Origin of the sequence: Streptomyces sp. NPDC059398 (assembly GCF_042751845.1) — a bacterium.
GTDB lineage: Bacteria > Actinomycetota > Actinomycetes > Streptomycetales > Streptomycetaceae > Streptomyces.
The window spans coordinates 21,749-44,976 of the sequence record NZ_JBHYWP010000044.1; the positions used below are offsets into that span (position 1 = coordinate 21,749).

20 protein-coding genes and 3 tRNA genes are annotated in these 23,228 nt (G+C 70.5%); 14 read left to right on the forward strand and 9 right to left on the reverse strand.

Going from position 1 to position 23,228, the window contains the following annotated elements; translation table 11 throughout:
- Positions 1-21: 21 nt before the first annotated feature.
- Positions 22-390, forward strand: a complete 369-nt coding sequence (locus tag ACFXBC_RS17750) for a VOC family protein (RefSeq protein ID WP_385024559.1) — start codon at positions 22-24, stop codon at positions 388-390.
- 158 nt (positions 391-548) lie between these two features.
- Here ACFXBC_RS17750 and ACFXBC_RS17755 read toward each other — a convergent pair whose 3' ends face one another.
- Complete coding sequence (locus ACFXBC_RS17755) at positions 549-1,523, reverse strand: alpha/beta hydrolase (RefSeq protein WP_385024561.1); 975 nt, start codon at positions 1,521-1,523, stop codon at positions 549-551.
- Between the two features lie 260 nt (positions 1,524-1,783).
- Positions 1,784-3,052, reverse strand: a complete 1,269-nt coding sequence (locus ACFXBC_RS17760) for an NADH:flavin oxidoreductase/NADH oxidase family protein (protein ID WP_385024563.1) — start codon at positions 3,050-3,052, stop codon at positions 1,784-1,786.
- 131 nt (positions 3,053-3,183) lie between these two features.
- On the opposite strand from ACFXBC_RS17760, the gene ACFXBC_RS17765 reads away from it, so the two are divergent.
- Positions 3,184-3,816: a TetR/AcrR family transcriptional regulator gene (locus ACFXBC_RS17765; protein ID WP_385024564.1), complete on the forward strand. Its 633-nt coding sequence runs from the start codon at positions 3,184-3,186 to the stop codon at positions 3,814-3,816.
- A 305-nt stretch (positions 3,817-4,121) separates the two neighbouring features.
- Here ACFXBC_RS17765 and ACFXBC_RS17770 read toward each other — a convergent pair whose 3' ends face one another.
- The 3 genes from ACFXBC_RS17770 to ACFXBC_RS17780 form a co-directional block, all read right to left on the reverse strand.
- Positions 4,122-4,535: a hypothetical protein gene (locus ACFXBC_RS17770; protein WP_385024566.1), complete on the reverse strand. Its 414-nt coding sequence runs from the start codon at positions 4,533-4,535 to the stop codon at positions 4,122-4,124.
- A 23-nt stretch (positions 4,536-4,558) separates the two neighbouring features.
- Positions 4,559-5,395 (reverse strand): glycoside hydrolase domain-containing protein, encoded by an 837-nt coding sequence (locus ACFXBC_RS17775; RefSeq protein ID WP_385024568.1) that lies wholly within the window; start codon positions 5,393-5,395, stop codon positions 4,559-4,561.
- Between the two features lie 286 nt (positions 5,396-5,681).
- Complete coding sequence (locus tag ACFXBC_RS17780) at positions 5,682-6,101, reverse strand: MarR family winged helix-turn-helix transcriptional regulator (protein ID WP_385024570.1); 420 nt, start codon at positions 6,099-6,101, stop codon at positions 5,682-5,684.
- A 62-nt stretch (positions 6,102-6,163) separates the two neighbouring features.
- Here ACFXBC_RS17780 and ACFXBC_RS17785 point away from each other — a divergent pair, with 62 nt between their 5' ends.
- From ACFXBC_RS17785 to ACFXBC_RS17820, 8 genes are all read left to right on the forward strand, one after another.
- Entirely contained in the window at positions 6,164-6,964 is an 801-nt protein-coding gene (locus tag ACFXBC_RS17785; protein ID WP_385024572.1) for an alpha/beta fold hydrolase, read from the forward strand.
- 317 nt (positions 6,965-7,281) lie between these two features.
- The gene (locus tag ACFXBC_RS17790; protein ID WP_385024574.1) at positions 7,282-7,791 is read left to right on the forward strand and encodes a MarR family winged helix-turn-helix transcriptional regulator; all 510 of its coding nucleotides are present in this window, start codon (positions 7,282-7,284) and stop codon (positions 7,789-7,791) included.
- Between the two features lie 118 nt (positions 7,792-7,909).
- Positions 7,910-10,333: an MFS transporter gene (locus ACFXBC_RS17795; RefSeq protein ID WP_385024576.1), complete on the forward strand. Its 2,424-nt coding sequence runs from the start codon at positions 7,910-7,912 to the stop codon at positions 10,331-10,333.
- A 443-nt stretch (positions 10,334-10,776) separates the two neighbouring features.
- Positions 10,777-10,860, forward strand: coding sequence for a putative leader peptide (locus ACFXBC_RS17800; protein ID WP_351816447.1), 84 nt, complete (start codon positions 10,777-10,779; stop codon positions 10,858-10,860).
- A 189-nt stretch (positions 10,861-11,049) separates the two neighbouring features.
- A complete protein-coding gene (locus tag ACFXBC_RS17805) occupies positions 11,050-11,919 on the forward strand; it encodes an ABC transporter permease (protein WP_385024578.1) in 870 nt (289 codons plus the stop codon).
- Positions 11,892-12,629 (forward strand): ABC transporter ATP-binding protein, encoded by a 738-nt coding sequence (locus tag ACFXBC_RS17810; protein ID WP_385024580.1) that lies wholly within the window; start codon positions 11,892-11,894, stop codon positions 12,627-12,629. Before ACFXBC_RS17805 ends, ACFXBC_RS17810 begins: the two co-directional genes overlap by 28 nt.
- A gap of 59 nt (positions 12,630-12,688) precedes the next feature.
- Positions 12,689-13,732, forward strand: coding sequence for an ABC transporter substrate-binding protein (locus ACFXBC_RS17815; protein WP_385024582.1), 1,044 nt, complete (start codon positions 12,689-12,691; stop codon positions 13,730-13,732).
- Positions 13,729-14,886 carry an LLM class flavin-dependent oxidoreductase gene (locus tag ACFXBC_RS17820; RefSeq protein ID WP_385024584.1) on the forward strand — a complete coding sequence of 386 codons (1,158 nt, stop codon included), beginning with the start codon at positions 13,729-13,731 and terminating at the stop codon, positions 14,884-14,886. Before ACFXBC_RS17815 ends, ACFXBC_RS17820 begins: the two co-directional genes overlap by 4 nt.
- Before the next feature lie 266 nt (positions 14,887-15,152).
- Here the strand turns inward: ACFXBC_RS17820 and ACFXBC_RS17825 are convergent.
- The 3 genes from ACFXBC_RS17825 to ACFXBC_RS17835 all read right to left on the reverse strand — a co-directional run bounded on the left by ACFXBC_RS17825 (position 15,153) and on the right by ACFXBC_RS17835 (position 15,559).
- A tRNA-Ile gene (locus tag ACFXBC_RS17825) sits at positions 15,153-15,229 on the reverse strand.
- Between the two features lie 179 nt (positions 15,230-15,408).
- A tRNA-Asn gene (locus ACFXBC_RS17830) sits at positions 15,409-15,481 on the reverse strand.
- A 5-nt stretch (positions 15,482-15,486) separates the two neighbouring features.
- A tRNA-Asn gene (locus ACFXBC_RS17835) sits at positions 15,487-15,559 on the reverse strand.
- Positions 15,560-15,727: 168 nt separating this feature from the next.
- Between ACFXBC_RS17835 and ACFXBC_RS17840 the strand changes: the two genes are divergently transcribed.
- From ACFXBC_RS17840 to ACFXBC_RS17855, 4 genes are all read left to right on the forward strand, one after another.
- Positions 15,728-16,027 (forward strand): YtxH domain-containing protein, encoded by a 300-nt coding sequence (locus tag ACFXBC_RS17840; protein ID WP_385024586.1) that lies wholly within the window; start codon positions 15,728-15,730, stop codon positions 16,025-16,027.
- Between the two features lie 164 nt (positions 16,028-16,191).
- On the forward strand, positions 16,192-17,694 hold the full coding sequence (locus ACFXBC_RS17845; protein WP_385024588.1) for an FGGY family carbohydrate kinase: 1,503 nt from the start codon (positions 16,192-16,194) through the stop codon (positions 17,692-17,694).
- A 269-nt stretch (positions 17,695-17,963) separates the two neighbouring features.
- Positions 17,964-19,697 (forward strand): ABC transporter ATP-binding protein, encoded by a 1,734-nt coding sequence (locus ACFXBC_RS17850; RefSeq protein ID WP_385024590.1) that lies wholly within the window; start codon positions 17,964-17,966, stop codon positions 19,695-19,697.
- Complete coding sequence (locus ACFXBC_RS17855) at positions 19,697-21,676, forward strand: ABC transporter ATP-binding protein (RefSeq protein ID WP_385024592.1); 1,980 nt, start codon at positions 19,697-19,699, stop codon at positions 21,674-21,676. Before ACFXBC_RS17850 ends, ACFXBC_RS17855 begins: the two co-directional genes overlap by 1 nt.
- Before the next feature lie 148 nt (positions 21,677-21,824).
- Here ACFXBC_RS17855 and ACFXBC_RS17860 read toward each other — a convergent pair whose 3' ends face one another.
- Positions 21,825-23,075 carry a sigma-70 family RNA polymerase sigma factor gene (locus ACFXBC_RS17860; RefSeq protein ID WP_385024594.1) on the reverse strand — a complete coding sequence of 417 codons (1,251 nt, stop codon included), beginning with the start codon at positions 23,073-23,075 and terminating at the stop codon, positions 21,825-21,827.
- Positions 23,076-23,228 lie beyond the last annotated feature (153 nt).

Consider the following 23,228-nt stretch of genomic DNA (forward strand, 5'->3'; position numbering starts at 1 on the left):
GGCCGAACAGGAGAACATCGCATGTCCCTCAGCATCGACGGCCCCGACTTCGTGGCCCTGCAGGTCCGCGACGTGGCAGCAGCCGCGGCCTTCTTCGAGGAGCAGCTCGGACTGCGCCGCACCCCCGCCGCCCCGCCCGGCGCGGTCGTCTTCGACACCAAGCCCTGCCCGTTCGCGGTCCGCGAGCCGCTGCCCGGCACCGACCTGGAAGCGGGCCGCCCGGGGCTCGGCGTCGCCCTGTGGTTCTCCACGTCCGACGCCCCGGCACTGCACGAGAAGCTGACAGCGGCGGGCGTCAAGATCCTCACACCGGTCTCCGACAGCCCGTTCGGCCCGGTGTTCTCCTTCGTCGGCCCCGAGGGCTACGTCCTTACCGTTCACGGGAGTTGAGCGCGTCCGCCGTCTCCCCCCACCCCCACTGAACCGCTCCCGCTCACGGCTTCCTTCCGGTTCCTGGAGCAGACGGCGGCCGTCCCCGTGCACGCCGGAATCAGCGTACGGGGACGGCCCGGCTCAGCCGCCTCGGGACAGCTCGGCCCCGGGTTCTCTCAGGGAGTGTGCAGCGCCGATGCGAGGGCGTGGACGGCGAGCGTGCGGGCGACATTGGCGGCGCGGGTGTCGCGCAGGCTATCCAGGAGGAGGAAGTCGTGGACCATCCCGGCCACGCGCAGCGAGGTGACGTCCACGCCGGCTTCCCGCAGCCGGTTGGCGTACTGCTCGCCCTCGTCCCGCAGCACGTCGGCCTCATCCGTGATGACCAGCGTGGGAGGCAGTCCCCGCAGCTGTTCCAAGGGGGCCCTGAGCGGGGAGGCGTACATCTCGGCGCGCTGGGCGGGTTCGGTGATGTAGGCGTCCCAGAACCACTTCATGCCGTCGCGGGTGAGGTAGTACCCCTCGGCGAACTGCAGGTAGGAGGGGGTGTTGAAGTCGGCGTTGGTGACCGGGTAGAGCAGGACCTGGGCCTTGAGGTCGATCCCGCCGCGCTCCTTGTTCATCAGCGCGAACACTGCGGACATGCAGCCGCCCACCGATTCGCCCGTGACGGCTACACGTGAGGCGTCCAGGCCGTGCTCCGCGCCGTGCGCCAGGACCCACTGGCCCACGGCGTAGTTCTGTTCCACCTGGGTGGGGTACCTGGCCTCCGGGGCCCGGTCGTAGACGGGAAAGACGCCCGCGGCGCCCGCACCGACGACGAGTTCACGGAAGAGGCGGTCGTGGGTCCTGTCGTCACCGAAGACCCAGCCGGCGCCATGGATGAAGAAGACCACCGGCAGTGGCCCGCTCGCCCCCTTGGGCCGGATGACGCGGGTACGGACGGTGCCCCACTGCCCGGCATCCACGTCGACCCACTCCTCGTCGACATCCGGGCGGCCCACACTGGTGTCGCTCTGGAGGTCGAGGAGGATCTGGCGTCCCTGCTCCGGGGGGACCTCGTAGATCCGCGGATGCGGGTCGGTCGCCTCGGCCAGTTCCCGTGCGGCGGGTTCGAGGTAGGGGGTGATGGGCGGCGGCATCTCGGTCATGACTGCTCCCTGTCCCGGGTACGTACCCTGTCGCGCTCCACATACCATGCGGCGCCTGCCGGACAGGGTGGCGCATTCCGCCCCATCCAGCACATATCGCCCCATCCATCGTCGCCTTTCGCCCGCGATGCGCAAACTGTCGCGGACTCGCGCCGGTACGCTCCCGGGCCGAAGTGGGGACCGGCCCGGCGCTCCGGAGAGGCGGGTGCCGCTGTGCCCGGCCGAGCACAGCGGTCACACATCCCGGCCGGGCCGAGCAGTCACGCGGTCCGGCCCGCGCTCGCACCCGTGCGCTGCCGCGATGCGGCCAGCCAGGCGCGGTATCGGCGCAGGGCCAGTCGCTGGCGGCCCTGCTCACCGAGCAGGGCGCACGCCGGGTGGGTACCGGGCCTGGGGGGCCGGTTGTGAGCGATGCGCCGCATCTGGTGGCGGACCTGAGCCATGACGGCGGCCGAGGCGAGGGCCTTGTCGGACCAGGACACCGGCCGAAGTTGCCGGTCGGCCTCGCGGCCGTTCCGCCAGCGGTCGGGCAGGTCCGGGGCGACGGAAAGGGCGGTGCCCATGCCGACGAGCGCCACCCCGCTGTCGAGGACCTTCTCCGCGCTCTCCCGGCGGGTGATGCCGCCGGTGAGCATCAGGGGCAGCGGGCTCACCTCGACCAGGTCCTTCGCCAGATCGAGGAAGTAGGCTTCGCGGACCCGCGTACGCGCATCGGCGGGGCGGCCGGTCATCGCCGGGCTCTCATAGCTGCCGCCGGACAGCTCGACCAGATCGACGCCGAGCGGCGCAAGCATCTCGATCACTTGGCGCGCATCGTCGGTGTCGAATCCGCCGCGCTGGAAGTCGGCGGAGTTGAGCTTCACGCCGACCCCGAAGGACGGCCGGACGGCGGCGCGCACGCCCCGGACGATGTCCAGCAGCAGCCGGGCCCGGTTCTCCAGCGACCCGCCCCATGCGTCGGTCCGCTTGTTGACCAGCGGAGAGAGGAACTGCGACAGCAGATAGCCATGCGCGGCATGGATCTCCACGCCGTCGAAGCCCGCCTCCTCGGCGCGGCGGGCCGTCACCGCGAACCGGGTCACCGTGGCATCGATCTGCTCAGGAGTCATGGCGACGGGACGACCGAAGCGGCCGCTGTGCCGGCCCAGATCGACCCCGACCGCGGAAGAACCCCACACCACGCCGGGCATTCCGGCCTGCACCTGGCGGCCAGGGTGGTTGATCTGCATCCACATCGCCCCACCGCCCGACTTGCCCGCCTCGGCCCACTCGGCGAACGGCCGCAACGGCGCGGCCTCGTCGAGCACGACACCCGCGGGACCGGTCAGCGCCTCGGCGTGCACCATGACGTTGCCGGTAATCAGCAGCCCGGTACCGCCCGCGGCCCAGCGCCGGTACAGCGCGAGAAGGTGCCGGCCGGGCAATTGGCCCTCATCGGCCAGGTTCTCCTCCATGGCCGCTTTCACGATCCGGTTGCCCAGCACCTGTCCGGAGCGCAGGGACAACGGCGAGAACAGCTCGCTGGTCATCCGATTCCCTCTCTACTCTGCTCAGCCGATGGGAAGCTCGACCGACAGGAATGAAACGATCGCCTAGAATGTGGTCAGTGCTCACATTAACCAGAGAATGTAAGCACCGCACACACGAGAGGGAGTGACCTGTGCCACAGGCGACCGCTTACCACCACGGCGACCTGCGCGCCGCCTGTCTGCGCGCCGCGCGCGAGCTGCTGGAGGAGGACGGCAGCTCCGCACTGTCGATGCGGGCCGTCGCGCGGCGCGCAGGCGTGTCACCGACCGCCCCCTACCGGCACTTCCCGGAACGCGAAGCGCTCGTCTCCGCGGTCGCGGCCGAGGGCTACCGCGAACTCACCGAGCACCTGGCCGCCGCCCACTCCGCACCCACGACCCCCGAGGAACTCGCGGCGGTCGCAGTCGCGTACGTCCGCTTCGCAGTCGACCATCCGGCGCTGTTCCGTGCGATGTTCGCCGAGCCCTGCGACCCCGGCAACGAGGAGCGGGCCGCCGCGACCGCGACCCTCTCGGAATACGTCCGCGCCATCGTCCGCCGCACCTTCCCCGGCGTCGACCCGGAGGCGCTGTGGACCTCGGTGTGGGCACTCGTCCACGGCCTGGCCTTCCTGCACCTCGACGGCAAGTTCGACACCGCCACCCCCGACACGGTCGCCGAGCAGGTCCGCACCACGGTCCTTGCGCTGTTCACCGCCGCCCCGGCGCTCGCGCGGACAACCTCGCCGGCGAAGTCATCGTCGACCGGGCGGCCGGCCCACTGAACCGGACCGGCGTCACACGGCGGACAAGCCGGTACGCCGCACCGGAAGCACCGGAAGCGGAAGGCGCTTCGCCATATCCGCAGCCCGGAAGGGTCCGGAAGGCGCTTCGCCGTACCGGCGGCTGAAAGCCTCTGCCCGCGTCAGCGCCACCGGACAAGGAGAGGGCGGACGACAGGCGGACGGAGAAGGAAGTCCATGTACTGCCGACTGACAGCCCGAAGCACGCCCCCCACGACGGACTCCGCCCCACCGGGATTTCCGGCGGAGCGAAGCCCGTCACCTTGGGAGCACGCGGCAACAGCCGTTCAGGCGGCGGGCCGGAGCCGTGCGACGAGATCGCGGCCACCGGCCTTGAAAGCGGGCGGGAACACCAACTTCAGCCCCTCGGGCTCGCCTTGGACGGTGAGGACGGTCTTCAGTCCCAGCCCCAGCAGGGCCCCGCTCAACGGCGCTGCCGCAATGAGCTCGCGCTCCAGCGACATCAGCGGCTTCCCCGGCTTACCGCTCGTGGTGGCGCCGTCGAGGAATATCAGGCGCCGGTCCGTCAGAGCCAGATACATGGGCCGCGGCTGGACGGTGGCGATGACAGTGCCCGCACTGAGCACCCCGACCACCGCGCTGGTGAGCACCTGACGCTTCACCGACACGGTCCCGGTCTTCGCCAGCCCCGTGAATTCGATCTGCTCCCCCGCCCCGAGCAATGGCGTCGCGGCGTCCACGACCTGGCGCTTCCGACGGCCGTTCATGACGCCGTGACCGCGACCGGCGCGTCCCAGGCGTCGCGGTCGATGGTGAGCGTGCCCCCGGTGTGCGTCACCTTCTTGTTGACGGCGAACTGGTGGCCGCGGCGGTGCCCGGTGTAGAGCTTCGAGGCGTACGGGAAGCCCTTGGTGGTCGAGTAGACGTCGTCGTAACGGGCGTACCAGAGGATCTCCGGCAGGTCCGTACGGGACTTCGCGTTGGCGACGACCGCGGCGCTGGAGTTGCTGAAGCCGTAGAAGCCGGACCAGTAGCCCTTGGCCTTGACGGTCTTGTCGAAGGACCGGATGTAGGCGAGGACGGTGTTCACGCAGGACGTGTTCTTCGGGTCGAAGTACTCCATGTCGAGGTAGACCGGGCTGCCGGCCTTCATCCCGAGCCCCGCCTCCTTCGCCACCGCGTCGGACGCGTCGGACGCCCCCAGCGATGTGGCGTTCGACGCGGTCATCTTCTCGGGGTTCCTACTGGTCTGGCAGGGCGGCTGCGCACCGACGTACAGCGGGATCAGCTTCCAGCCGGTGGCGCTCACGGACTTGACCCAGGAGGCGGTGAGGTTCGGCTGGGCGCAGCCCCGGTTCTTCCCGCCGACGTACACGGCGGCGCCGCGGTAGACCGACGTGGCGTACCAGCCCCTCATGGCGGTCAGCGACGGAGCGGTGCAGGTGTCGAAGGCATGCCCGGTGAAGATCTTCGGCGCGGGCCGGGAGACCGTACTCGCGGTGGCGGCCTCAGCGGCGAACGCACCACCGGCCAGGACGGCCACACCCGCCAGAGATATCCCGGCATAACGTCTCTTTTTGGACAGGCGGTGACTGGACACGAAGGCTGACCTCAATGATTTCGAAGAGAAGGAAGGGGGCCGAGCCGCGCGGATCGACAGCGGGCTCAGCGGCAGATCACGATCTCACGCCGGACACCCGAAAGTTGTTCCGATGAGCGCATCGCGCGAAGAGATTGAGGAAGTTTGGTGAATCCGTTACCGAACAGCCGTTCGCCCGACGGCGATTGCGAGCGAAGTCGCCAAACCCGTCAGGGCCATCGCACCCGACGTGAACGTTCCGGCCACATCGTCGTACTCAACTGGCCATGGGGGCGCGACGGTCGGTCTATGCGGCTTCTGCCGCGCCGAGGCGCTGGAGCAGGTCGAGCAGGGTCGCGCGGTCCGCTGCGGGCAGGGGGGCGAAGCAGGCGGCGAGGACCTCGTCGGCGATCTTGTGGCCGGCCGTCAGGACCTGCTCGCCGACAGGGGTGAGGTGGTGCTCGATACGCCGGCCATGTCCCGGCCGGCGCTCGACCGTGCCCTGGGCGGTCAGCCGGCGGACCAGCGTCCCGAAGGCCTGCTCGGTCTGGAACGTCGCCACGGCCAGCTCCCGGGCCGATGCCCCGGGTGTGCGGCTGATCGCGCGCAGGGCATCCCACTGGGCCAGCGTGGTGCCGACGGCCGAGAGCGCACTGTCGAGCGCCCGGTGCTGCCGGTACTGGGCCTGCTTGACCGCTCTGCCAAGGTCTTGCAGCTCACCGTTCACAGACCGAAGCCTACGTCATGACCAAGCTAGCTTATATAAAGATGTTTAGTTACTCTGCAGCCATGCCCACGGATTCCACCACAGCCCTCTGCTCCGACCTGCACCTCACCCTGTCCGAGGCCGGAGCCGGCAGGCCGGTCCTCCTCCTGCACGGCGGCGGGGGACCGGCCACGGTCACCGGCCTCGCCCGGCACATCTCCCGTACCGCACACGCCATCACGCCCGTACATCCCGGCTGGGACGGCACTCACCGTCCCGAATGGCTTACCGGCATTGACGACCTCGCCCTCACCTACCTCCACCTCCTGCACGACCGCGGACTGCACGATGTCCTCGTCATCGGCTCCTCGCTCGGCGGCTGGATCGCCGCCGAGATGGCCGTACGCGACACCGCGGGAATCATCACCGGCCTCATCCTGATCGACGCCGTCGGCGTGAACGTCGAATCCGAACCGATCACCGACTTCTTCGCCCTCGACGCGCGCGGCGTGGCCGAACACTCCTGGCACGACCCGGACCGCTACTACGTCGACCCCGCCGGCACCCCATCCGACGAACTCGCCCGCCGCCAGGCCAACCTGGCCACCATGCGCACCCTCGCGGGCGGCCCCTCCATGCACGACCGCAAACTCCTGCGCCGGCTCGGTCGTGTGCAGGCGCCGGCCCTCCTGATCTGGGGAGAGAGCGACCGCGTCGTCACCCCCGCGTACGGTGCGGCATACGCCGGGGCCTTCGCCAACGGCACGCTCCGGGTCGTCCCCGAGGCGGGCCACCTTCCGCACATCGAACAGCCGGAAGCCACCACCGCCTTGATCGACGCCCACCTGCACGAGACGACCACCCGCGCTATCCATACGGAGTGACCGTTGGCGGCCGGTTGCCTTCCCAGCAGCCGGCCGTCCGTGGGAAACCACAACTGGCCACCGTCAGGGGCGCCGGGGGCTGCCGCGTCCTCATCGACGTCGAACCATGCGGTGGCGACGTCTCCGCGGAGCGCGTTCGTGATCAGTCGCGTCACCGCGCTGCCCGGCCCTCGTCCGGGCGCCCCCGGCCGGCCCTGGACAGCGGAGTAAGCCGGCCGCCCCACAGGTCGCAACCACCTTCGAGGAGTCCGAGGCCCGAACCGGGTGCGTGACCCCCGCCGTTACGATGGGGGCCGTTTGCCCGCAGGGAGTTGAAGATGCCGAGCCGCCGCCCGGAGGAGACCGCCTCCAACACGCCGTGGAACCAGACGTTCAACCACTCGATGTGGCGCGCGAACAACGCCGTGTCCCGTGCCCTGAACGAGCGGCTGCGCCCCCTCGACGTCACGATGACGCAACTCGGGATCGTGCTCACGCTCGACCAGAACGGGCCGCTGTCCGGGGCGGATCTGGCCCGGGGACAGAACATCACACCGCAGAGCGTGACCACCGCGCTCGCGCATCTGGAGCGGATCGGGTGGATCGAGCGGCGCCCGCACGCCGTACACAAACGGGTTCTGCTGGTCGAGCCGACCGAGGCAGGACTGCGCGGCATGGCCCAGGGGCGGCAGCTCGTCGAAACAGTCGTGGAACAGCTCTCCGACGTGGTCGGCGGGCCCGAGGAGCTGGCCCGTCTGACACTCGGCATGCGTCGTATCGCCATCGCCTTCGACGGGCCCGACTCCCCCGTGGCCCGTATGTGGCCCGATCCGCCCGGAACCGGCTGAGAGCACCACCGGCTGAGAGCACCGGACCACCTTCACCCACCCCGGTCTCAGCCATTTGGGACTTTGTCAGGCGCCTGATAACTTGGTCATCGCGTTCGATCAGGAGGGCCGTCTCACCATGTCCGCGATATCCACCCCCCATCACCGCGCCGTCGCCCGTCCGGCTCTGACCACGGTGCTGGCATGTCTCGGGATGTTCGCCGCGTATGTACCCATCGGCAGCGTCTCGGTGTCCCTGTCGCGCATCCAGCAGGGGCTCGGCGCCTCCACGTCCGACCTGCAATGGGTCTCCGACGCGTTCATCCTGCCGATGGCGGCGCTGATCCTCACCTTCGGCCTGATCGGTGACCTCTACGGCCGCAAGAAGGCCTACCTCGCGGGCATGCTCCTGTTCGCCGCCGGTTCCGTGACCTCCCTGACCGCCCACAGTGTCGAGCAGGTCTGGGTCGGCCAGGCCGTCGCCGGCGCGGGTGCCGCGGCTCTCGCCTCCTCCACGCTCGCCCTGATCAGCCACGCCTACCCCGACTTCCGGGCCAGGGCCAAGGCCATCGCCGCCTGGGCCGCGTCCCTGAGTATCGGCATGGCTCTCGGCCCGGTGATCAGCGGCGTCATCCTGGAGCACGCCACCTGGCGCTGGATCTTCCTGCCCGCCGCCGTCATCACCGCCGTCACCGGCCTGGTCGCCGTGCGGTTGCTTGAGGACTCGCGCTCCGCGCACGGCCGCGCCATCGACATCCCCGGGCAGATCGCCGCGGTCGTCTTCATCATCGGCCTGATCTACGGCGTGATCGAGGGCGGCGGCGCCGACGGCTGGGGCCGGACCAACGTCGTCGTGGCGTTCGTCGCCGCCGCACTCGGCCTGGTCGCCTTCATCGTCGCCGAGCTGCGGTCCGCCTCGCCGATGCTCTCCCTGAAGCTGTTCGCGGTACGCCCCTTCACCGGCGCCGGCATCGTCAACGCGGTCGTGATGTTCGGGATGATCGGGTCCGTCTTCGTCCTCAGTCTCTTCTTCGGCAGCGTCCAGCAGCTCTCCGTCCTCGATATCGCCTGGCGGATGCTGGTCTTCAACGGCGTCTCCGTCGTCGCCGGCCCACTCGTCGGCCGCCTGATGGGCAAGATCGCCCCGGGCATCCTCCTCTGCGCCGGCCTGCTCGGCGTCGGCGGCGCCATGCTGTGGCTGACCGGCCTGGAGCCCGGCTCGGGATTCGGCGCGATGGCCGGGCCGCTCGCCCTGTTCGGCCTCGGCATGGGCTTTGTGATGACGCCGATCAGCGCGGTCGCCGTCGGCAGCGTCCCGCACCACCTGGCGGGCATGGCGGGCGCGGGCAACAACACCCTGCGCCAGCTCGGCGGCGCCCTCGGCCCCGCGGTTCTCGGCGCCGTGCTCACCAGCCGGCTCACGTCGGCCCTGCCCGGGCACCTCGCGGACTCCGGTTTGCCCGTCGCCGACCAGCAGCGGGTGGGCACGGCGCTCGCTCAGGGCGGCGTGGGTGCCGCGGGCCACCTCGGGCTCTCCCCTGAGGCGACCCGCCCCGCGCTCGGTGCGATCGGGGCGAGTTTCACCGATGCCGTCCATGTCTGCATGACCGTGGGCGCGGCCGGAATCCTGGTGGCCCTGATCTTCACGGCCCTGCTGATCGGCTTCCGCCGCCCGCAGCCGGCCCACCCGGCCCCGGCCCCCACCGGGGAAGAGCTGCCGGCCCCCGCCCGGGACGAGCGACCGGCCCCCGTACCGGCGAAGGAGCAGGGCACGCGGTCGGAGCAGGCCCAGGGAGCCCCCGCCCAGACCGGTCCCGCCCTCTGCGGCCGTGTGCACAGCTCCACCGGCACCTCCCGCCCCACGGTCACCCTGATCTCCATGACGGGCCGTCAACTGGCCCGGACAGTCGTACGTTCCGACGGCGGGTACGAGCTCGCCGCACCCGGCGCCGGTACCTACGTACTGATCGCGGCGGCCGAGGGGCACCAGCCGCAGGCGGCCACCGCCGTCGTCGGCGACGAGCCTCTCGCGTACGACATCGTGCTTTCCGGCGCGCGGGACCTGCGCGGGGTGGTCAGCGGCGCGGACGGGCTGCCGATCGCCGCCACGGTGCTTGTGACCGATGTGCTCGGCGAAGTGCTCGGAGCCGAACAGACCGGCCCCGGCGGGGAGTTCACCTTCACCGGGCTGCCCGCCGGTGAGTTCACCGTCGCCGCCAACGCGGCGGGACACCGGCCCACCGCCGTGCCCGTCGTGGTCGGCGACGGCGCCCCCGGCCGGGTGGAGATCACCCTCACCGCGGGCGTCCGGCTCCGCGGGGCGGTGCGTTCCGGAGCCGGCCGGCGGCCACTGCCGGACGCCCGCGTCACGCTCGTCGACGCGACGGGCACGGTCGCCGCGACGGCCACGACCGACGCGTACGGCGCGTACGCCTTCGCCGACCTGGAGGCGGGCGAGTACTCCGTCATCGCCAGCGGCTACCCGCCCGTCGCCACCCCGCTGCGCGTCACGGGCTCCGGCACCGACGCCCTCGACATCGACCTGGCCCACCCGGGGACCTGAGCCGGTTCTCCGCCTCCGGTCGGCGCTCGGTGCGACGAGCCGCACCGTCCGACGGAGGGTTCCGCTGACGGGGCAACACCGGGCCGCACGGGGCGGCACCGGGCAACACGGGGTGGCATGGGGGCGGCACCGGGCACGGGGCGGCACCGGGCGGCACGGTGAAGCAAGGTTCGGCGCGGCACGGCGCGGCACGGCGAGGCGAGGCACGGTGAGGCGCGGCACGGCGAGGCGCGGCACGGCACGGCACGGCACGGCACGGCACGGCACGGCGAGGCACGGTGAGGCGCCCGCCCGGACCCCCCAGTGCTCTTCACCGTTCTTCCCCAAGGCCCCGGGAACCTCGCCGCCCCCGGATCTTCCCGGAGAGGCCCCCGTTCTCATCCGAGTCCGCGTGGCGAGACGGCCATTGACCGTACGGCCGGTTCGTCGCTACGTTCTGCGCCATGTTGCGTACAGCACTGCTCACCACGCGCGGTCATATCGACCTGCTGCGGGTGGCCTCGGCCGCGTGTCGTCGCGGCTGCTGACGCCCTTCCCACCTCTGCGCGAAACGCTGTAGCCCCTACGGCCCAGCGGACACCGCGCCCCCTCTCCATGCCCGGTGCGGACACGCCGCCCGCCGTGGCCTCCATGGCGTCTGCCTGATTCCCGTACCGGCCCGGCCCTGCGCCGAGGGCCGGGCGATGAGCTGCGCCTCCCCGTCCGAGGAGACCTCCATGACCGTCGACCACGCGCCGCCCGACACAGCGCCCACATCACCATCCGTCCCGTCCTTCGAGCTGGAGACCGTCACTCCCGTCAGCAGCCGCATCGGCGGACTGCGTTCCGTCCCCCGATGGGCGCGCCGCACCATCGGCCCCCTGCTGCTCCTCGTCCTGTGGCAGGTGCTCAGCGCCACAGGTGTCCTGCATCCCGACATCCTGGCCTCGCCCGGGACCATCGCCCGCGCGGGGCGGGATCTGGTCGACGACGGCACTCTGCCCTCCGCGATGGGCATCTCGCTGCAGCGCGTCGCACTGGGGCTGTTGCTCGGCGGGGTGGCGGGCACCGGGCTCGCGCTGATCTCCGGGCTCTCCCGGCTCGGTGAGGACCTGGTCGACGCGAGCGTGCAGATGCTGCGCACCGTTCCGTGGGTCGGGCTGATCCCCCTTTTCATCATCTGGCTGGGGATCGGCGAGGCGCCCAAGGTGGCGCTCATCGCCCTCGGTGTCGCGTTCCACCTCTATCTCAATGTGTACGCCGGGATCCGCGGCGTCGACGAACAGCTCATCGAGGCCGGTGAGTCGCTGGGGCTCGGCCGGTGGGGGCTGATCCGCCATGTGATCCTGCCGGGCGCGCTGCCCGGGGCGATGACCGGACTGCGCTACTCCCTGGCCACCGCCTGGCTGGCCCTGGTCTTCGGGGAGTCCATCAACGCGGACGCAGGCATCGGCTTCCTGATGAACCAGGCGCGCGAGTTCTTCCGTACCGATGTGATCGTCGTCTGCCTCGTCGTCTACGCCTTCCTCGGCCTCGCGGCCGACGCCATCGTCCGCACTCTGGAAAGGCTGCTGCTGCAATGGCGACCGACGTTCAAGGGCCAGTGACCACCGCAGCGGTACGGGTCGAGGGGCTGACCCGTACCTTCGACGGCCGACCGGTCATCGACCGGCTCGATCTCACCCTGCGCCCGGGAGAGTTCACCGCACTGCTCGGGCGCAGCGGATGCGGCAAGTCGACCCTGCTGCGCATCCTGGCCGGGCTCGACCGTGAGATCGAGGGGACCGCCCTGGTCCCGAAGAAACGGGCGGTGGCCTTCCAGGCCCCGCGGCTGATGCCATGGAAACGCGTCTGGCGCAACGTGCTGCTCGGCCTGGACGGGCGCCCCGAACGGGCCGTCGCGGAGCGCGCGTTGGAAGAGGTGGGCCTCGCGCACCGCTCGGGCGCCTGGCCGAAGACGCTCTCCGGCGGCGAGGCCCAGCGCGCCTCGCTCGCCCGAGCCCTGGTGCGTGAGCCCGATCTCCTGCTCCTCGACGAACCGTTCGGCGCTCTCGACGCACTGACCCGGATCAAGGCCCAGCAGCTGGTGGCGGAGTTGTGGCAACGGCGTGGCTGCGCCGTACTGCTGGTCACCCACGACGTGGACGAGGCGCTGCTCCTCGCGGACCGGGCGCTGGTCATGCGTGACGGAGTCATCGCCTACGAGACATCCGTCGCCCTGGACCGTCCTCGCTCCGCCGCAGGCCCCCGGTTCGCCGGGCTGCGTTCCCGCCTGCTCACGGAGCTGGGCGTCGACGAGCCCGCCCCCGCCGTCTGAACCGCCCGGGCCCCTCGTACCGCCGGGCCCGGCCCCATCCGGAAGAGAGACATACGTCCATGCGACGCCATTACCTGTCCGCGCTCCTGCTCCCGCTGTCCCTGTCACTGGCCGCGTGTGGCGGCGCGTCCTCCGCGAACGCCGGGGGCGCACCGGGCGACGGTACCGACGGATCGGGCAGCCTCACCCTCAATGTCGGGGACCAGAAGGGCGGCAGTGAGGCCGTGCTGCGGGCCGCCGGAGAGCTCGACCACCTCACGTACAAGATCAAGTGGTCCACCTTCACTTCCGGTCCCCCGCTGCTGGAAGCCGTCAACGCCAAGGCCGTCGACATCGGTGCCGTCGGCAACACCCCACCGGTCTTCGCCGCGGGTTCGCACTCGAAGATCACCGTCGTGGCCGCCGCCCACGGATCGTCGGAGGGTGAGGCGATCGTCGTGCCCGGGAACTCTCCGCTGAAGTCCGTCGCCGCGCTCAAGGGCAAGTCGGTCGCCGTGGCGCAGGGCAGCTCGGCCCACTTCCAACTGCTCGCCTCCCTCAAGCGGGCAGGGCTGAAGTTCAGTGATGTGAAGGCGAAGTATCTGCAGCCGGCCGACGCGCTGGCGGCGTTCAGCCGCGGCAAGGTCGACGCCTGGGCTGTCTGGGACCCCTACACCTCGCAGGTGCTCAAGAGCGCGCACGCGCGCATCCTCACCACCGGCCAGGGCGTCGTCAACGGCCTCTCCTTCCAAGTGGCCTCGCCGGCGGCGCTCAAGGACAAGCAGAAGGCCGCGGCGGTCTCCGACTACCTCAAGCGCCTCAACCGCGCACAGTCCTGGGTCTTCAAACACCCCGGCGCGTGGGCGAAGGTCTGGGCGAAGGAGACCGGCCTGCCGTACGACGTGGCGCTCGCCGCGGTGAAGCGCAGCAGCGGAACGCGGGTGCCCGTCGCCGTGGACGACGCGGCGATCGCGTCCGAGCAGAAGATCGCGGACAGTTTCGCCGGCCTGAAGCTGATCCCCCGCCGCTTCTCCTTCAAGGACTACACCGACAAGCGCTTCAACGGCACCCTGCCCTCCTCCACCACAGCGCCCCTCTCCTACCCGGAGGCTTCCTCCCGATGAGCATCCACCTGAACTGGTTCCTCCCCACCGGCGGCGACGGCCGCACCCTGGTCGACCGGCACGCCTACACCGACGGCGGCATCACACGTGACCGCATCACCCCGGCCGGCGGTGTGCGCGCACCCGACATCGAGTATCTGGCGCAGATCGCCAAGGCCGCCGAGCAACTGGGTTTCGAGGCCGTGCTCACCCCGACGGGCACCTGGTGCGAGGACGCCTGGCTGACGACCGTGGCACTCGCGCAGCACACCGAGCGGCTCAAGTTCCTGGTGGCTTTCCGCCCCGGCGTCATCTCCCCGGTACTGGCTGCCCAGATGGCGGCGACGTACCAGCGGATCACCCGGGGGCGACTGCTGCTCAACGTGGTGACAGGGGGCGACTCCACCGAGCAGAGGCGCTTCGGCGACCATCTGGACCACGACCGCCGCTACGAGCGGACCGCTGAATTCCTCTCGGTCGTACGCGGCACCTGGAGCGGGAAGCCGTACGACTTCGACGGCCGGCACTACCAGGTCGAGGGCGGCCTGACCGCGTTGCCGCCGGATCCGCTGCCGGAGATCTTCTTCGGCGGCTCGTCGGACGCCGCCGGCCCGGTCGCGGCCGAGCACGCGGACGTGTATCTCACCTGGGGCGAACCTCCGGCCCAGGTGAAGCAGAAGATCGACTGGATCCGCGCGCTGGCCGAGGAACGCGGCCGCACCGTCCGATTCGGCATCCGGCTGCACACCATCTCCCGGGACTCCGCACGCGAGGCATGGGCCACAGCCGACCGGCTGCTCGACGACCTCGGCCCCGAGACGGTCGCCGCTGCCCAGCAGGCCCTGGGCAGAAGCGAGTCGGTGGGTCAGCAGCGGATGCTCGCACTGCACGGCGGCTCACGCGACAACCTGGAGATCTCCCCCAACCTGTGGGCGGGAGTCGGGCTCGTCCGCGGCGGGGCCGGCACCGCACTGGTGGGAAGTCACGCCGATGTGGCGGACCGCATCGAGGAATACCACGCGCTCGGGGTCGAGCACTTCGTGTTCTCCGGCTACCCGCATCTGGAGGAGGCGTACTGGTTCGGAGAAGGCGTACGACCCGAACTGGCGTCCCGCGGCCTGCTCCCGGAACTGCCGTCCACCGGCGCTCCGCTCCGCTTCGCGGGCGGCCGCTGACCGGAAGGCCCGAAACCCCCGGGTGGCACGGCGTCGGCTGTGCCACCCGTTCGCGTCGGTGGCCCGGGGAGGGGGACGGGGTCAACGGGAGCCGGGAAAGCGTTGGATACGGACGAGGCTGGACCGAACGAGGGGCTGAGCGCCGCCACGTGGCTCGCCTCCGCGATTAATCCCTACGATCGTGAAATCGTGATCGCGACGATCCTGCTGAACGCACCCCGAACCGGCCAAGGTGCTGGCCAGAACGTTTTTTCGGCTAACGGTCCTGGTGGGGCGGGTGGGACTCGAACCCACGGCCGACGGATTATGAGTCCGCTGCTCTAACCGGCTGAGCTACCGCCCCATTACGGCGTGGCGCGTACATGTGTGCGCGCCGTCTGCCGCAGCATAGCCGCTCATACGATCTCCTGCCTCGGATGGTCGGCATCGCTCGATCATGAGGACCTCGCTGCGGACGGGACGGTTCCACCTCAGCGGAAAACGGCACGAAAAAGGGCCCCTGAGGGCCCTCTTCCGTCTGTGCTCCCCCGACTGGACTCGAACCAGTAACCCTCCGGTTAACAGCCGAATGCTCTGCCAATTGAGCTACAGGGGACCGCGCTCCCCCGACTGGACTCGAACCAGTAACCTGCCGGTTAACAGCCGGCTGCTCTGCCAATTGAGCTACAGGGGATTGCTGCTGTGCACCGAACGTACCCACCGGATCGCTCCCCGGGGGGCGTGTGCTCGCTGCGACACATACATTAGCGCAAGCAGGGGGGTGCTCCGCCAATCGGTTCCGCCCCGGGTGATCACGCGTTGGCCGGGTAGGCGGGCAGCACCGGCACAAGGGAAGGCAGCCATGCGGTACAAGCTGACGTTCGTCGCGGGACTCGCTCTCGGTTATGTGATCGGCACACGTGCCGGTCGGGAGCGTTACGAGCAGTTGAAGAAGTCCGCCCGCCAGGTCGCGGAGAATCCGGCCGTGCGCAACGCGGCGGAGGCCGCCGCGCAGAACGGGCGGGACGTCGCCGGCAAGGCGCTCCACACCGTGAGCGAGAAGATGGGTGACCGGATGCCCGACGCGATGGCCCACCGGGTCCGGTCGCTGCGGGACCGGAACGGAGCCGTCGAGGACGACTGGGGCACCACCAATACCTGATCCGATACCTGATCCCTGATCCGACAGCGCCACCGGGCCCCGTCCGTACCTGATCCGAACAGGACGGCCGGGGCCCTACCCGTACCTGCCCCCGACAGGACGACTGGGCCGCCATCCGCACCTCACGTCCCGGGTGCGGCGCGCGTGCGGCACAATCGGGCCGTATGGGGATAGTCGCCGGTCTTGACAGCTCAGCCGCCTTCACGCGCATCGTCGTGTGCGACACGGACACAGGTGCCGTGCTGCGCCAGGGGTATGCGCCCCATCCGCAGACGGGCGGGGCAGGCGGCGGAGGCGGGGCGGACCAGGCGGGCGGCCAGGGCGGTGAGGCCGGTAAGAAGTACGAGGTCGATCCGCAGAGCTGGCTGCTCTCGCTCGGTGAGGCGGCGTCCGGCGGGCTGCTGGAGGGTGTGCAGGCGATTGGCGTCTCCGCCCAGCAGCACGGTCTTGTGCCGCTGGACCGGCAGGGCAATCTCGTACGGCCCGCGCTGATCGGCAATGACAAGCGGGCGCAGGTGGCCGCAGCGGATCTGATCGATTCGCTCGGCGGCCGTTCCGCGTGGGCCGAGGCCGTCGGATCCGTACCGCAGGCCGCGCAGCCGGTGTCGAAGCTGCGCTGGCTGGTACGGCAGGAGCCGGAGGCGGCCGCGAAGGTCGCCGCGCTGCTCCAGCCGCACGACTGGCTCGTGTGGCAGCTGCTCGGCCGGCCCGCACGGCGGATCACCGACCGGGGCGCCGCGTCGGGCACCGGTTACTGGTCGGCCGCGACCGGCGCCTACCGTCCCGATCTGGTGGAGCTGGCCCTCGGGCACACGGCGGCGCTTCCGGAGGTGCTCGGCCCGTCCGAGTCGGCGGGGACCACGCCCGAGGGGCTGCTGATCTCGGCCGGTACCGGGGAGACCATGGCCGCCGCCTTCGGGCTCGGGGTCGCGGCCGGCGATGTGGTCGTGTCGCTGGGTGCCTCGGGTTCCGTGATGGCCGTGCACCACGAGGCGCTGTCCGACCCGTCCGGGATGATCACCTCGTTCGCCGACGCCACAGGGATGCATCTGCCGGTGGTGCACACGCTCAACGCCGTACGGGCGCTGCGCGGCACCGCCGAACTGCTGGGCGCCGAGGACCTGGAGGCGCTGTCCGCGCTCGCGCTGACCTCCACGCCCGGCGCGTCCGGGGTGGTGCTCCTGCCGTATCTGGAGGGTGAGCGCACCCCGCAGCTCCCGCACACCGCCGGCACCCTGTCCGGGCTGCGGCGCGAGTCGATGAAGCGCGAGCATGTGGCGCGCGCGGCCTTCGAGGGCATGCTCTGCTCGCTGGCCGACGCGATGGACGTACTGCGGGAACGCGGTGTCGAGGTGCGCCGGGTCTTCCTGCTGGGGGCCGCGGCGGAACTGCCCGCCGTCCAGGCCGCGGCCCCGGGTATCTTCGGGGCGCAGATCGTGGTCCCGCAGCCCGCCGACTACGCGGCGGTCGGTGCGGCCCGGCAGGCCGCCTGGGCGCTCGGGGTGTCCGAGGGCACGCTCGACCCGCAGACCCCGCCGGACTGGCAGGGCGCCACCGCCCAGGTATTCGAGCCGGGGGACGGTCTCGCGGTGGGGCAGGCGGTGCGCCAGCAGTACATGGCGACACGTGACCAGATCCACCCCGGAGCCTTCGGTACGCCGTCCTGATCCCGGAGCGCCACGCCACCCGGGCCGGCCGACGGAGTGGAACCGTACGGTCCGCCGTACGTGGAGGGCCGCTCCGTCGCACGAGGGAGACCGCTGCGTCGTACGGAGCGTGCCGCCCCGCCCTGGGGGCCGCGTTCTTGACCTCTGTTTGAGAAAAACGGTTCCTTTCGGCTTGGGCGGTACCGGAAACTGGGACGGCCGGACACCGTCCCTTGCCCCGCCCTGCCCTGCCGGAAGCCCCGCCGGACCGCCGAACCGAGAGACTGCACGTGCTCATATCACTGCTGCGGACCTATCTGCGTCCGTACAAGAAACCCATGGCCCTGCTGGCGCTGCTTCAGCTGCTCCAGACCTGCGCCTCCCTCTATCTGCCGACGCTCAACGCGGACATCATCGACAACGGTGTCGTGAAGGGTGATTCGGGTTACATCCTGAGCTTCGGCGGTCTCATGATCGCCATCAGCGTGGTCCAGGTGATCTGCAACATGGGCGCCGTCTACTTCGGTGCCCGGACCGCGTCCGCACTCGGCCGGGACATCCGGGCCGGTGTCTTCGACCGGGTGCAGTCCTTCTCCGCCCGCGAGGTCGGGCACTTCGGCGCCCCGTCGCTCATCACCCGTACGACCAATGACGTCCAGCAGATCCAGATGCTGGTCCTGATGTCGTTCACGCTCATGGCATCGGCGCCGATCATGTGCGTGGGCGCCATCGTGCTGGCGCTCGGCCAGGACGTGCCGCTCTCGCTCGTACTGATCGCGGTCGTCCCGGTCATGCTCGTACTGGTCTCCCTGATCGTCCGGCGGATGCGGCCGCTCTTCCGGAAGATGCAGGTCAGGCTCGACACCGTGAACCGGGTGCTGCGTGAGCAGATCACCGGCAACCGTGTCATCCGCGCGTTCGTGAAGGACGCGTACGAGAAGGAGCGCTTCCAGGGCGCCAACGCCGAGCTGACCGAGGTCTCCCTCGGCACCGCGCGGCTGATGGCCCTGATGTTCCCGACCGTGATGACCGTGGTGAACGTGTCGTCGATCGCGGTGGTCTGGTTCGGCGCACACCGGATCGACAGCGGCGCGATGCAGATCGGCGCGCTCACCGCGTTCCTCTCCTATCTGATGCAGATCGTGATGTCCGTGATGATGGCCACCTTCATGTTCATGATGGTGCCGCGTGCGGAGGTCTGCGCCGAGCGCATCCAGGAGGTGCTCGGCACCGACTCCAGCGTGGTGCCGCCACTGAAGCCCGTCACCGAGCTGACCAGCCGCGGCCATCTGCAGATCCTGGGGGCCGGGTTCAAGTACCCGGGCGCCGAGGCTTCGGTGCTGCGGGAGGTCGCCCTGGAGGCGCTGCCCGGTGAGACGACCGCGGTGATCGGGTCGACGGGCAGCGGGAAGTCGACGCTGCTCGGTCTGGTACCCCGGCTGTTCGACGCCACGGGCGGCGCGGTGCTGGTGGACGGTGTCGACGTACAGGAACTGGACCCGGTGCTGCTGGCGAAGACCGTGTCCCTGGTGCCGCAGAAGCCGTATCTGTTCTCCGGGACCGTCGCGACGAATCTGCGGTACGGGAACCCGGACGCCACCGACGAGGAGCTGTGGCACGCGCTGGAGGTGGCGCAGGCCAAGGAGTTCGTCGAGAAGCTCGAAGGCGGGCTCAACGCGCCGGTCGCGCAGGGCGGCACCAATGTGTCGGGTGGGCAGCGGCAGCGGCTGGCGATCGCCAGGACGCTGGTCCAGCGGCCGGAGATCTACCTCTTCGACGACTCGTTCTCGGCGCTGGACTACGCGACCGACGCGGCGCTGCGGACCGCGCTGCGGCGCGAGACCGCGGAGTCGACCGTGGTGATCGTGGCGCAGCGCGTGTCGACCATCCGTGACGCGGACCGGATCGTCGTGATGGACGAGGGCCGGGTCGTGGGGACGGGCAGGCACCACGAACTGATGGACGGCAATGAGACATACCGGGAGATCGTGCTCTCCCAGCTGACCGAGGCGGAGGCAGCCTGATGGCGGGTCCAGGTGGACGCATGATGGCGGGACCGACCCAGAAGTCCATGGACTTCAAGGGTTCGGGCAAGCGGCTGCTGCGGCTGCTCGCGCAGGACCGCCCCGCACTGTTCACGATGGTGCTCGCGGTGATCGGCAGTGTCGCCCTCTCGGTCGTCGGACCGAAGATCCTGGGCCGGGCGACCGACCTGATCTTCGGCGGGATCATCGGCCGGCGGCTGCCCGCGGGCACCACCAAGGCACAGGCGCTGAAGGGCCTGCGCGCCAGGGGCCAGGGCGCGATGGCCGACATGCTCTCCGGCGTCGACTTCACCCCGGGCAAGGGCATCGACTTCTCGCAGGTCGGCCAGATCCTGCTGCTGGCGCTGGCGGCCTTCGCCTGCGCGGGTCTGCTGATGCTCGTGACCACCCGGCTCGCGGCCCGGATCATCAACCAGGCCATGTACGGGGTGCGTGAGGAGATCCAGGCGAAGCTCTCCCGGCTGCCGCTGTCGTACTTCGACAAGGCCAAGCGCGGTGAGGTGCTCAGCCGTACCACCAACGACGTCGACAACATCGGCCAGACCATGCAGCAGACCATGGGCCAGCTCATGAACTCGCTGCTCACCATCATCGGCGTCCTGGCGATGATGTTCTGGATCTCGTGGATCCTGGCGCTGGTGGCGCTGGTGACCGTACCGCTCTCGGTGCTGGTGGCCACGCGCGTCGGCAAGCGGTCGCAGCCGCAGTTCGTGCAGCAGTGGAAGGTCACGGGCAGGCTCAACGCCCATATCGAGGAGATGTACACCGGGCACGCCCTGGTCAAGATCTTCGGACGGCAGGCGGAGTCGGCCGAGGGCTTCCGGGAGCAGAACGAGGCGCTGTACGAGGCGGGGTTCAGGGCCCAGTTCAACAGCGGCATCATGCAGCCGCTGATGATGTTCGTCTCGAACCTCAACTATGTGCTGGTGGCGGTCATCGGCGGGCTGCGAGTGGCTTCCGGCACGCTCTCCATCGGTGATGTGCAGGCGTTCATCCAGTACTCGCGGCAGTTCTCGCAGCCGCTGACCCAGGTCGCCTCGATGGCGAACCTGGTGCAGTCGGGTGTCGCGTCCGCCGAGCGGATCTTCGAGCTGCTCGACGCGGAGGAGCAGACGCCCGACGGGGCGGGCTCCGGTGCGGAGTTGGGGCCGGGTGCCGGGGGCGGTGCCGGTGTCCGCGCCGCTGCTGGTGCGCGGCCGGCCGCGGTGCGCGGGAGCATCTCGCTGGAGAAGGTCTCCTTCCGGTACGAGGCCGACAAGCCGCTCATCGACGATCTGTCGCTCTCGGTCGAGCCGGGGCACACCGTCGCGATCGTCGGACCGACCGGCGCGGGCAAGACGACGCTGGTCAATCTGCTCATGCGGTTCTACGAGGTGACCGGCGGGCGGATCACGCTCGACGGGACCGATATCGCTGCGATGACGCGTGAGGAGCTGCGCTCCGGGATAGGCATGGTGCTCCAGGACACCTGGCTCTTCGGCGGCACGATCGCGGAGAACATCGCGTACGGCTCCTCGCGTGCCGTCAGCCGTGAGGAGGTCGAGGAGGCGGCCCTCGCCGCCCACGCCGACCGGTTCATCCGCACCCTTCCCGAGGGGTACGACACGGTCATCGACGACGAGGGTACGGGGGTGAGTGCGGGCGAGAAGCAGTTGATCACGATCGCGCGGGCCTTCCTCTCCGACCCGGTGATCCTGGTGCTCGACGAGGCGACCAGCTCCGTCGACACCCGTACCGAGGTGCTGATCCAGCAGGCGATGGCCCGTCTGGCGCACGGCCGCACCAGCTTCGTCATCGCGCACCGGCTCTCCACGATCCGGGACGCCGATGTGATCCTGGTGATGGAGAACGGGTCGATCGTGGAGCAGGGGTCGCACGAGGAGTTGCTGGCCGCGGAGGGGGCGTATGCGCGGCTCTACGCGGCGCAGTTCGCGCAGGCGGTGGTGGAGGTGGATTAGGGGGTACGGGGTGGGGGGTGGCGGGGTGCGGGCGGTGCGGGCGGTGCGCGGTGCGCCTGCGGCGGGCCTGCTCCCCTGCCCTCCCCGCACCCGGCCTGCGGCCGGGCCCGGCTTCCCGTAGCCGGGTCGGCCCCCGGCCGGCGCACCCTCAGTCCAGGTAGCCCCTCAGCTGGTCCGCGCACGCGTGGTCCCGCAGCTTGTTCAGGGTCTTGGACTCGATCTGCCGGATCCGCTCCCGTGTCACCCCGAAGATCCGTCCGATCTCCTCCAGCGTGCGGGGTCTGCCGTCCGCGAGACCGTAACGGAGCTGGACGACCTTGCGTTCGCGTTCGCCCAGCGTGGAGAGCACCGCCTCCAGATGCTGCCGCAGCAGCAGGAACGCGGCCGACTCCACCGGGGACGCAGCGTCGCCGTCCTCGATCAGGTCGCCCAGTGCCACCTCGTCCTCCTCCCCCACCGGGGCGTGCAGGGAGACCGGTTCCTGGGCGAGCCGCAGTACCTCTCCCACGCGTTCCGGGGTGAGTTCGAGCTGGGCGGCGACTTCTTCGGGGGTCGGTTCGCAGCCGTGTTCCTGGAGCATCCGGCGCTGGACCCGGACCACCCTGTTGATCAGCTCGACCACATGGACCGGGACCCTTATCGTGCGGGCCTGGTCGGCCAGGGCACGGGACATCGCCTGCCGTATCCACCAGGTCGCGTACGTGGAGAACTTGAAGCCGCGGGCGTAGTCGAACTTCTCCACCGCCCTGATCAGGCCGAGGTTCCCCTCCTGGACCAGGTCCAGCATGGTCAGCCCGCGGCCCACATAGCGCTTGGCGACGGAGACCACGAGACGCAGGTTGGCCTCGATCAGCCGCCGTTTGGCCATCCGGCCGAGCACCACCAGTCGGTCCAGGTCCACGGCGAGACGGGAGTCGAGATCGGACGAACTCCGCAGCCGTTCCTCGGCGAAGAGGCCCGCCTCGACCCGGCGCGCGAGCTCCACCTCGTCGGCCGCCGTGAGCAGCGGGATGCGGCCGATCTCCCGTAAGTACTGGCGCAGGAGGTCCGACGAGGGGCCGCCGCTGTCGGCGGCGCGGGTGGGTGCGGGTGGCGGGGGCCCGTCCTGGGTCTCCCCCACGGTCCGGGCTGCCGCGGCCGGTCCCGGGTGGGGGACGGTCTCGGGGTGGCCGGCGGGCGGGCTCTGCCGGGGGACTGCCGGGGCCACATCGGTTTCGGTCAGGGTCCGGGTCTGCACGGGTGCGGCCTCCAGGATGACTGCCGGATCGGGGGCGTGCGGCAGCGGGACAGCGGTGGCCCGGCCGCCTTCAGTCCCGTACGCGATGAGCCGATACGCGGGCAGGGGCGGCCCGCTGCCGGTGGACCGGTCCGTTCGGACCGGCCGGTCGGTCCGAGGCACCGCAGTCCAGTGTGGGGCATGACACAGCACGGCCACGAGGGGTGTGCGGTGACTTTCTGAGTCCGGTTCGTGACCCGGCGGTTATGGGAATCCGGTGGGCCGGACGACCGTCGGGCGGCATCGACCGGGCGGCCTCGTCCGGTGGGACGGGGC

Bases quoted from the DNA above. Each gene is read 5' to 3' on its own strand.
- ACFXBC_RS17755 (WP_385024561.1), bottom strand. From the start codon at position 1,523: ATGACCGAGATGCCGCCGCCCATCACCCCCTACCTCGAACCCGCCGCA.
- ACFXBC_RS17815 (WP_385024582.1), top strand. From the start codon at position 12,689: ATGCGACGCCATTACCTGTCCGCGCTCCTGCTCCCGCTGTCCCTGTCA.
- ACFXBC_RS17795 (WP_385024576.1), top strand. From the start codon at position 7,910: ATGTCCGCGATATCCACCCCCCATCACCGCGCCGTCGCCCGTCCGGCT.
- ACFXBC_RS17750 (WP_385024559.1), top strand. From the start codon at position 22: ATGTCCCTCAGCATCGACGGCCCCGACTTCGTGGCCCTGCAGGTCCGC.
- ACFXBC_RS17805 (WP_385024578.1), top strand. From the start codon at position 11,050: ATGACCGTCGACCACGCGCCGCCCGACACAGCGCCCACATCACCATCC.
- ACFXBC_RS17790 (WP_385024574.1), top strand. From the start codon at position 7,282: ATGCCGAGCCGCCGCCCGGAGGAGACCGCCTCCAACACGCCGTGGAAC.
- ACFXBC_RS17845 (WP_385024588.1), top strand. From the start codon at position 16,192: ATGGGGATAGTCGCCGGTCTTGACAGCTCAGCCGCCTTCACGCGCATC.
- ACFXBC_RS17800 (WP_351816447.1), top strand. From the start codon at position 10,777: ATGTTGCGTACAGCACTGCTCACCACGCGCGGTCATATCGACCTGCTG.
- ACFXBC_RS17810 (WP_385024580.1), top strand. From the start codon at position 11,892: ATGGCGACCGACGTTCAAGGGCCAGTGACCACCGCAGCGGTACGGGTC.
- ACFXBC_RS17760 (WP_385024563.1), bottom strand. From the start codon at position 3,052: ATGACCAGCGAGCTGTTCTCGCCGTTGTCCCTGCGCTCCGGACAGGTG.
- ACFXBC_RS17785 (WP_385024572.1), top strand. From the start codon at position 6,164: ATGCCCACGGATTCCACCACAGCCCTCTGCTCCGACCTGCACCTCACC.
- ACFXBC_RS17820 (WP_385024584.1), top strand. From the start codon at position 13,729: ATGAGCATCCACCTGAACTGGTTCCTCCCCACCGGCGGCGACGGCCGC.
- ACFXBC_RS17840 (WP_385024586.1), top strand. From the start codon at position 15,728: ATGCGGTACAAGCTGACGTTCGTCGCGGGACTCGCTCTCGGTTATGTG.
- ACFXBC_RS17855 (WP_385024592.1), top strand. From the start codon at position 19,697: ATGGCGGGTCCAGGTGGACGCATGATGGCGGGACCGACCCAGAAGTCC.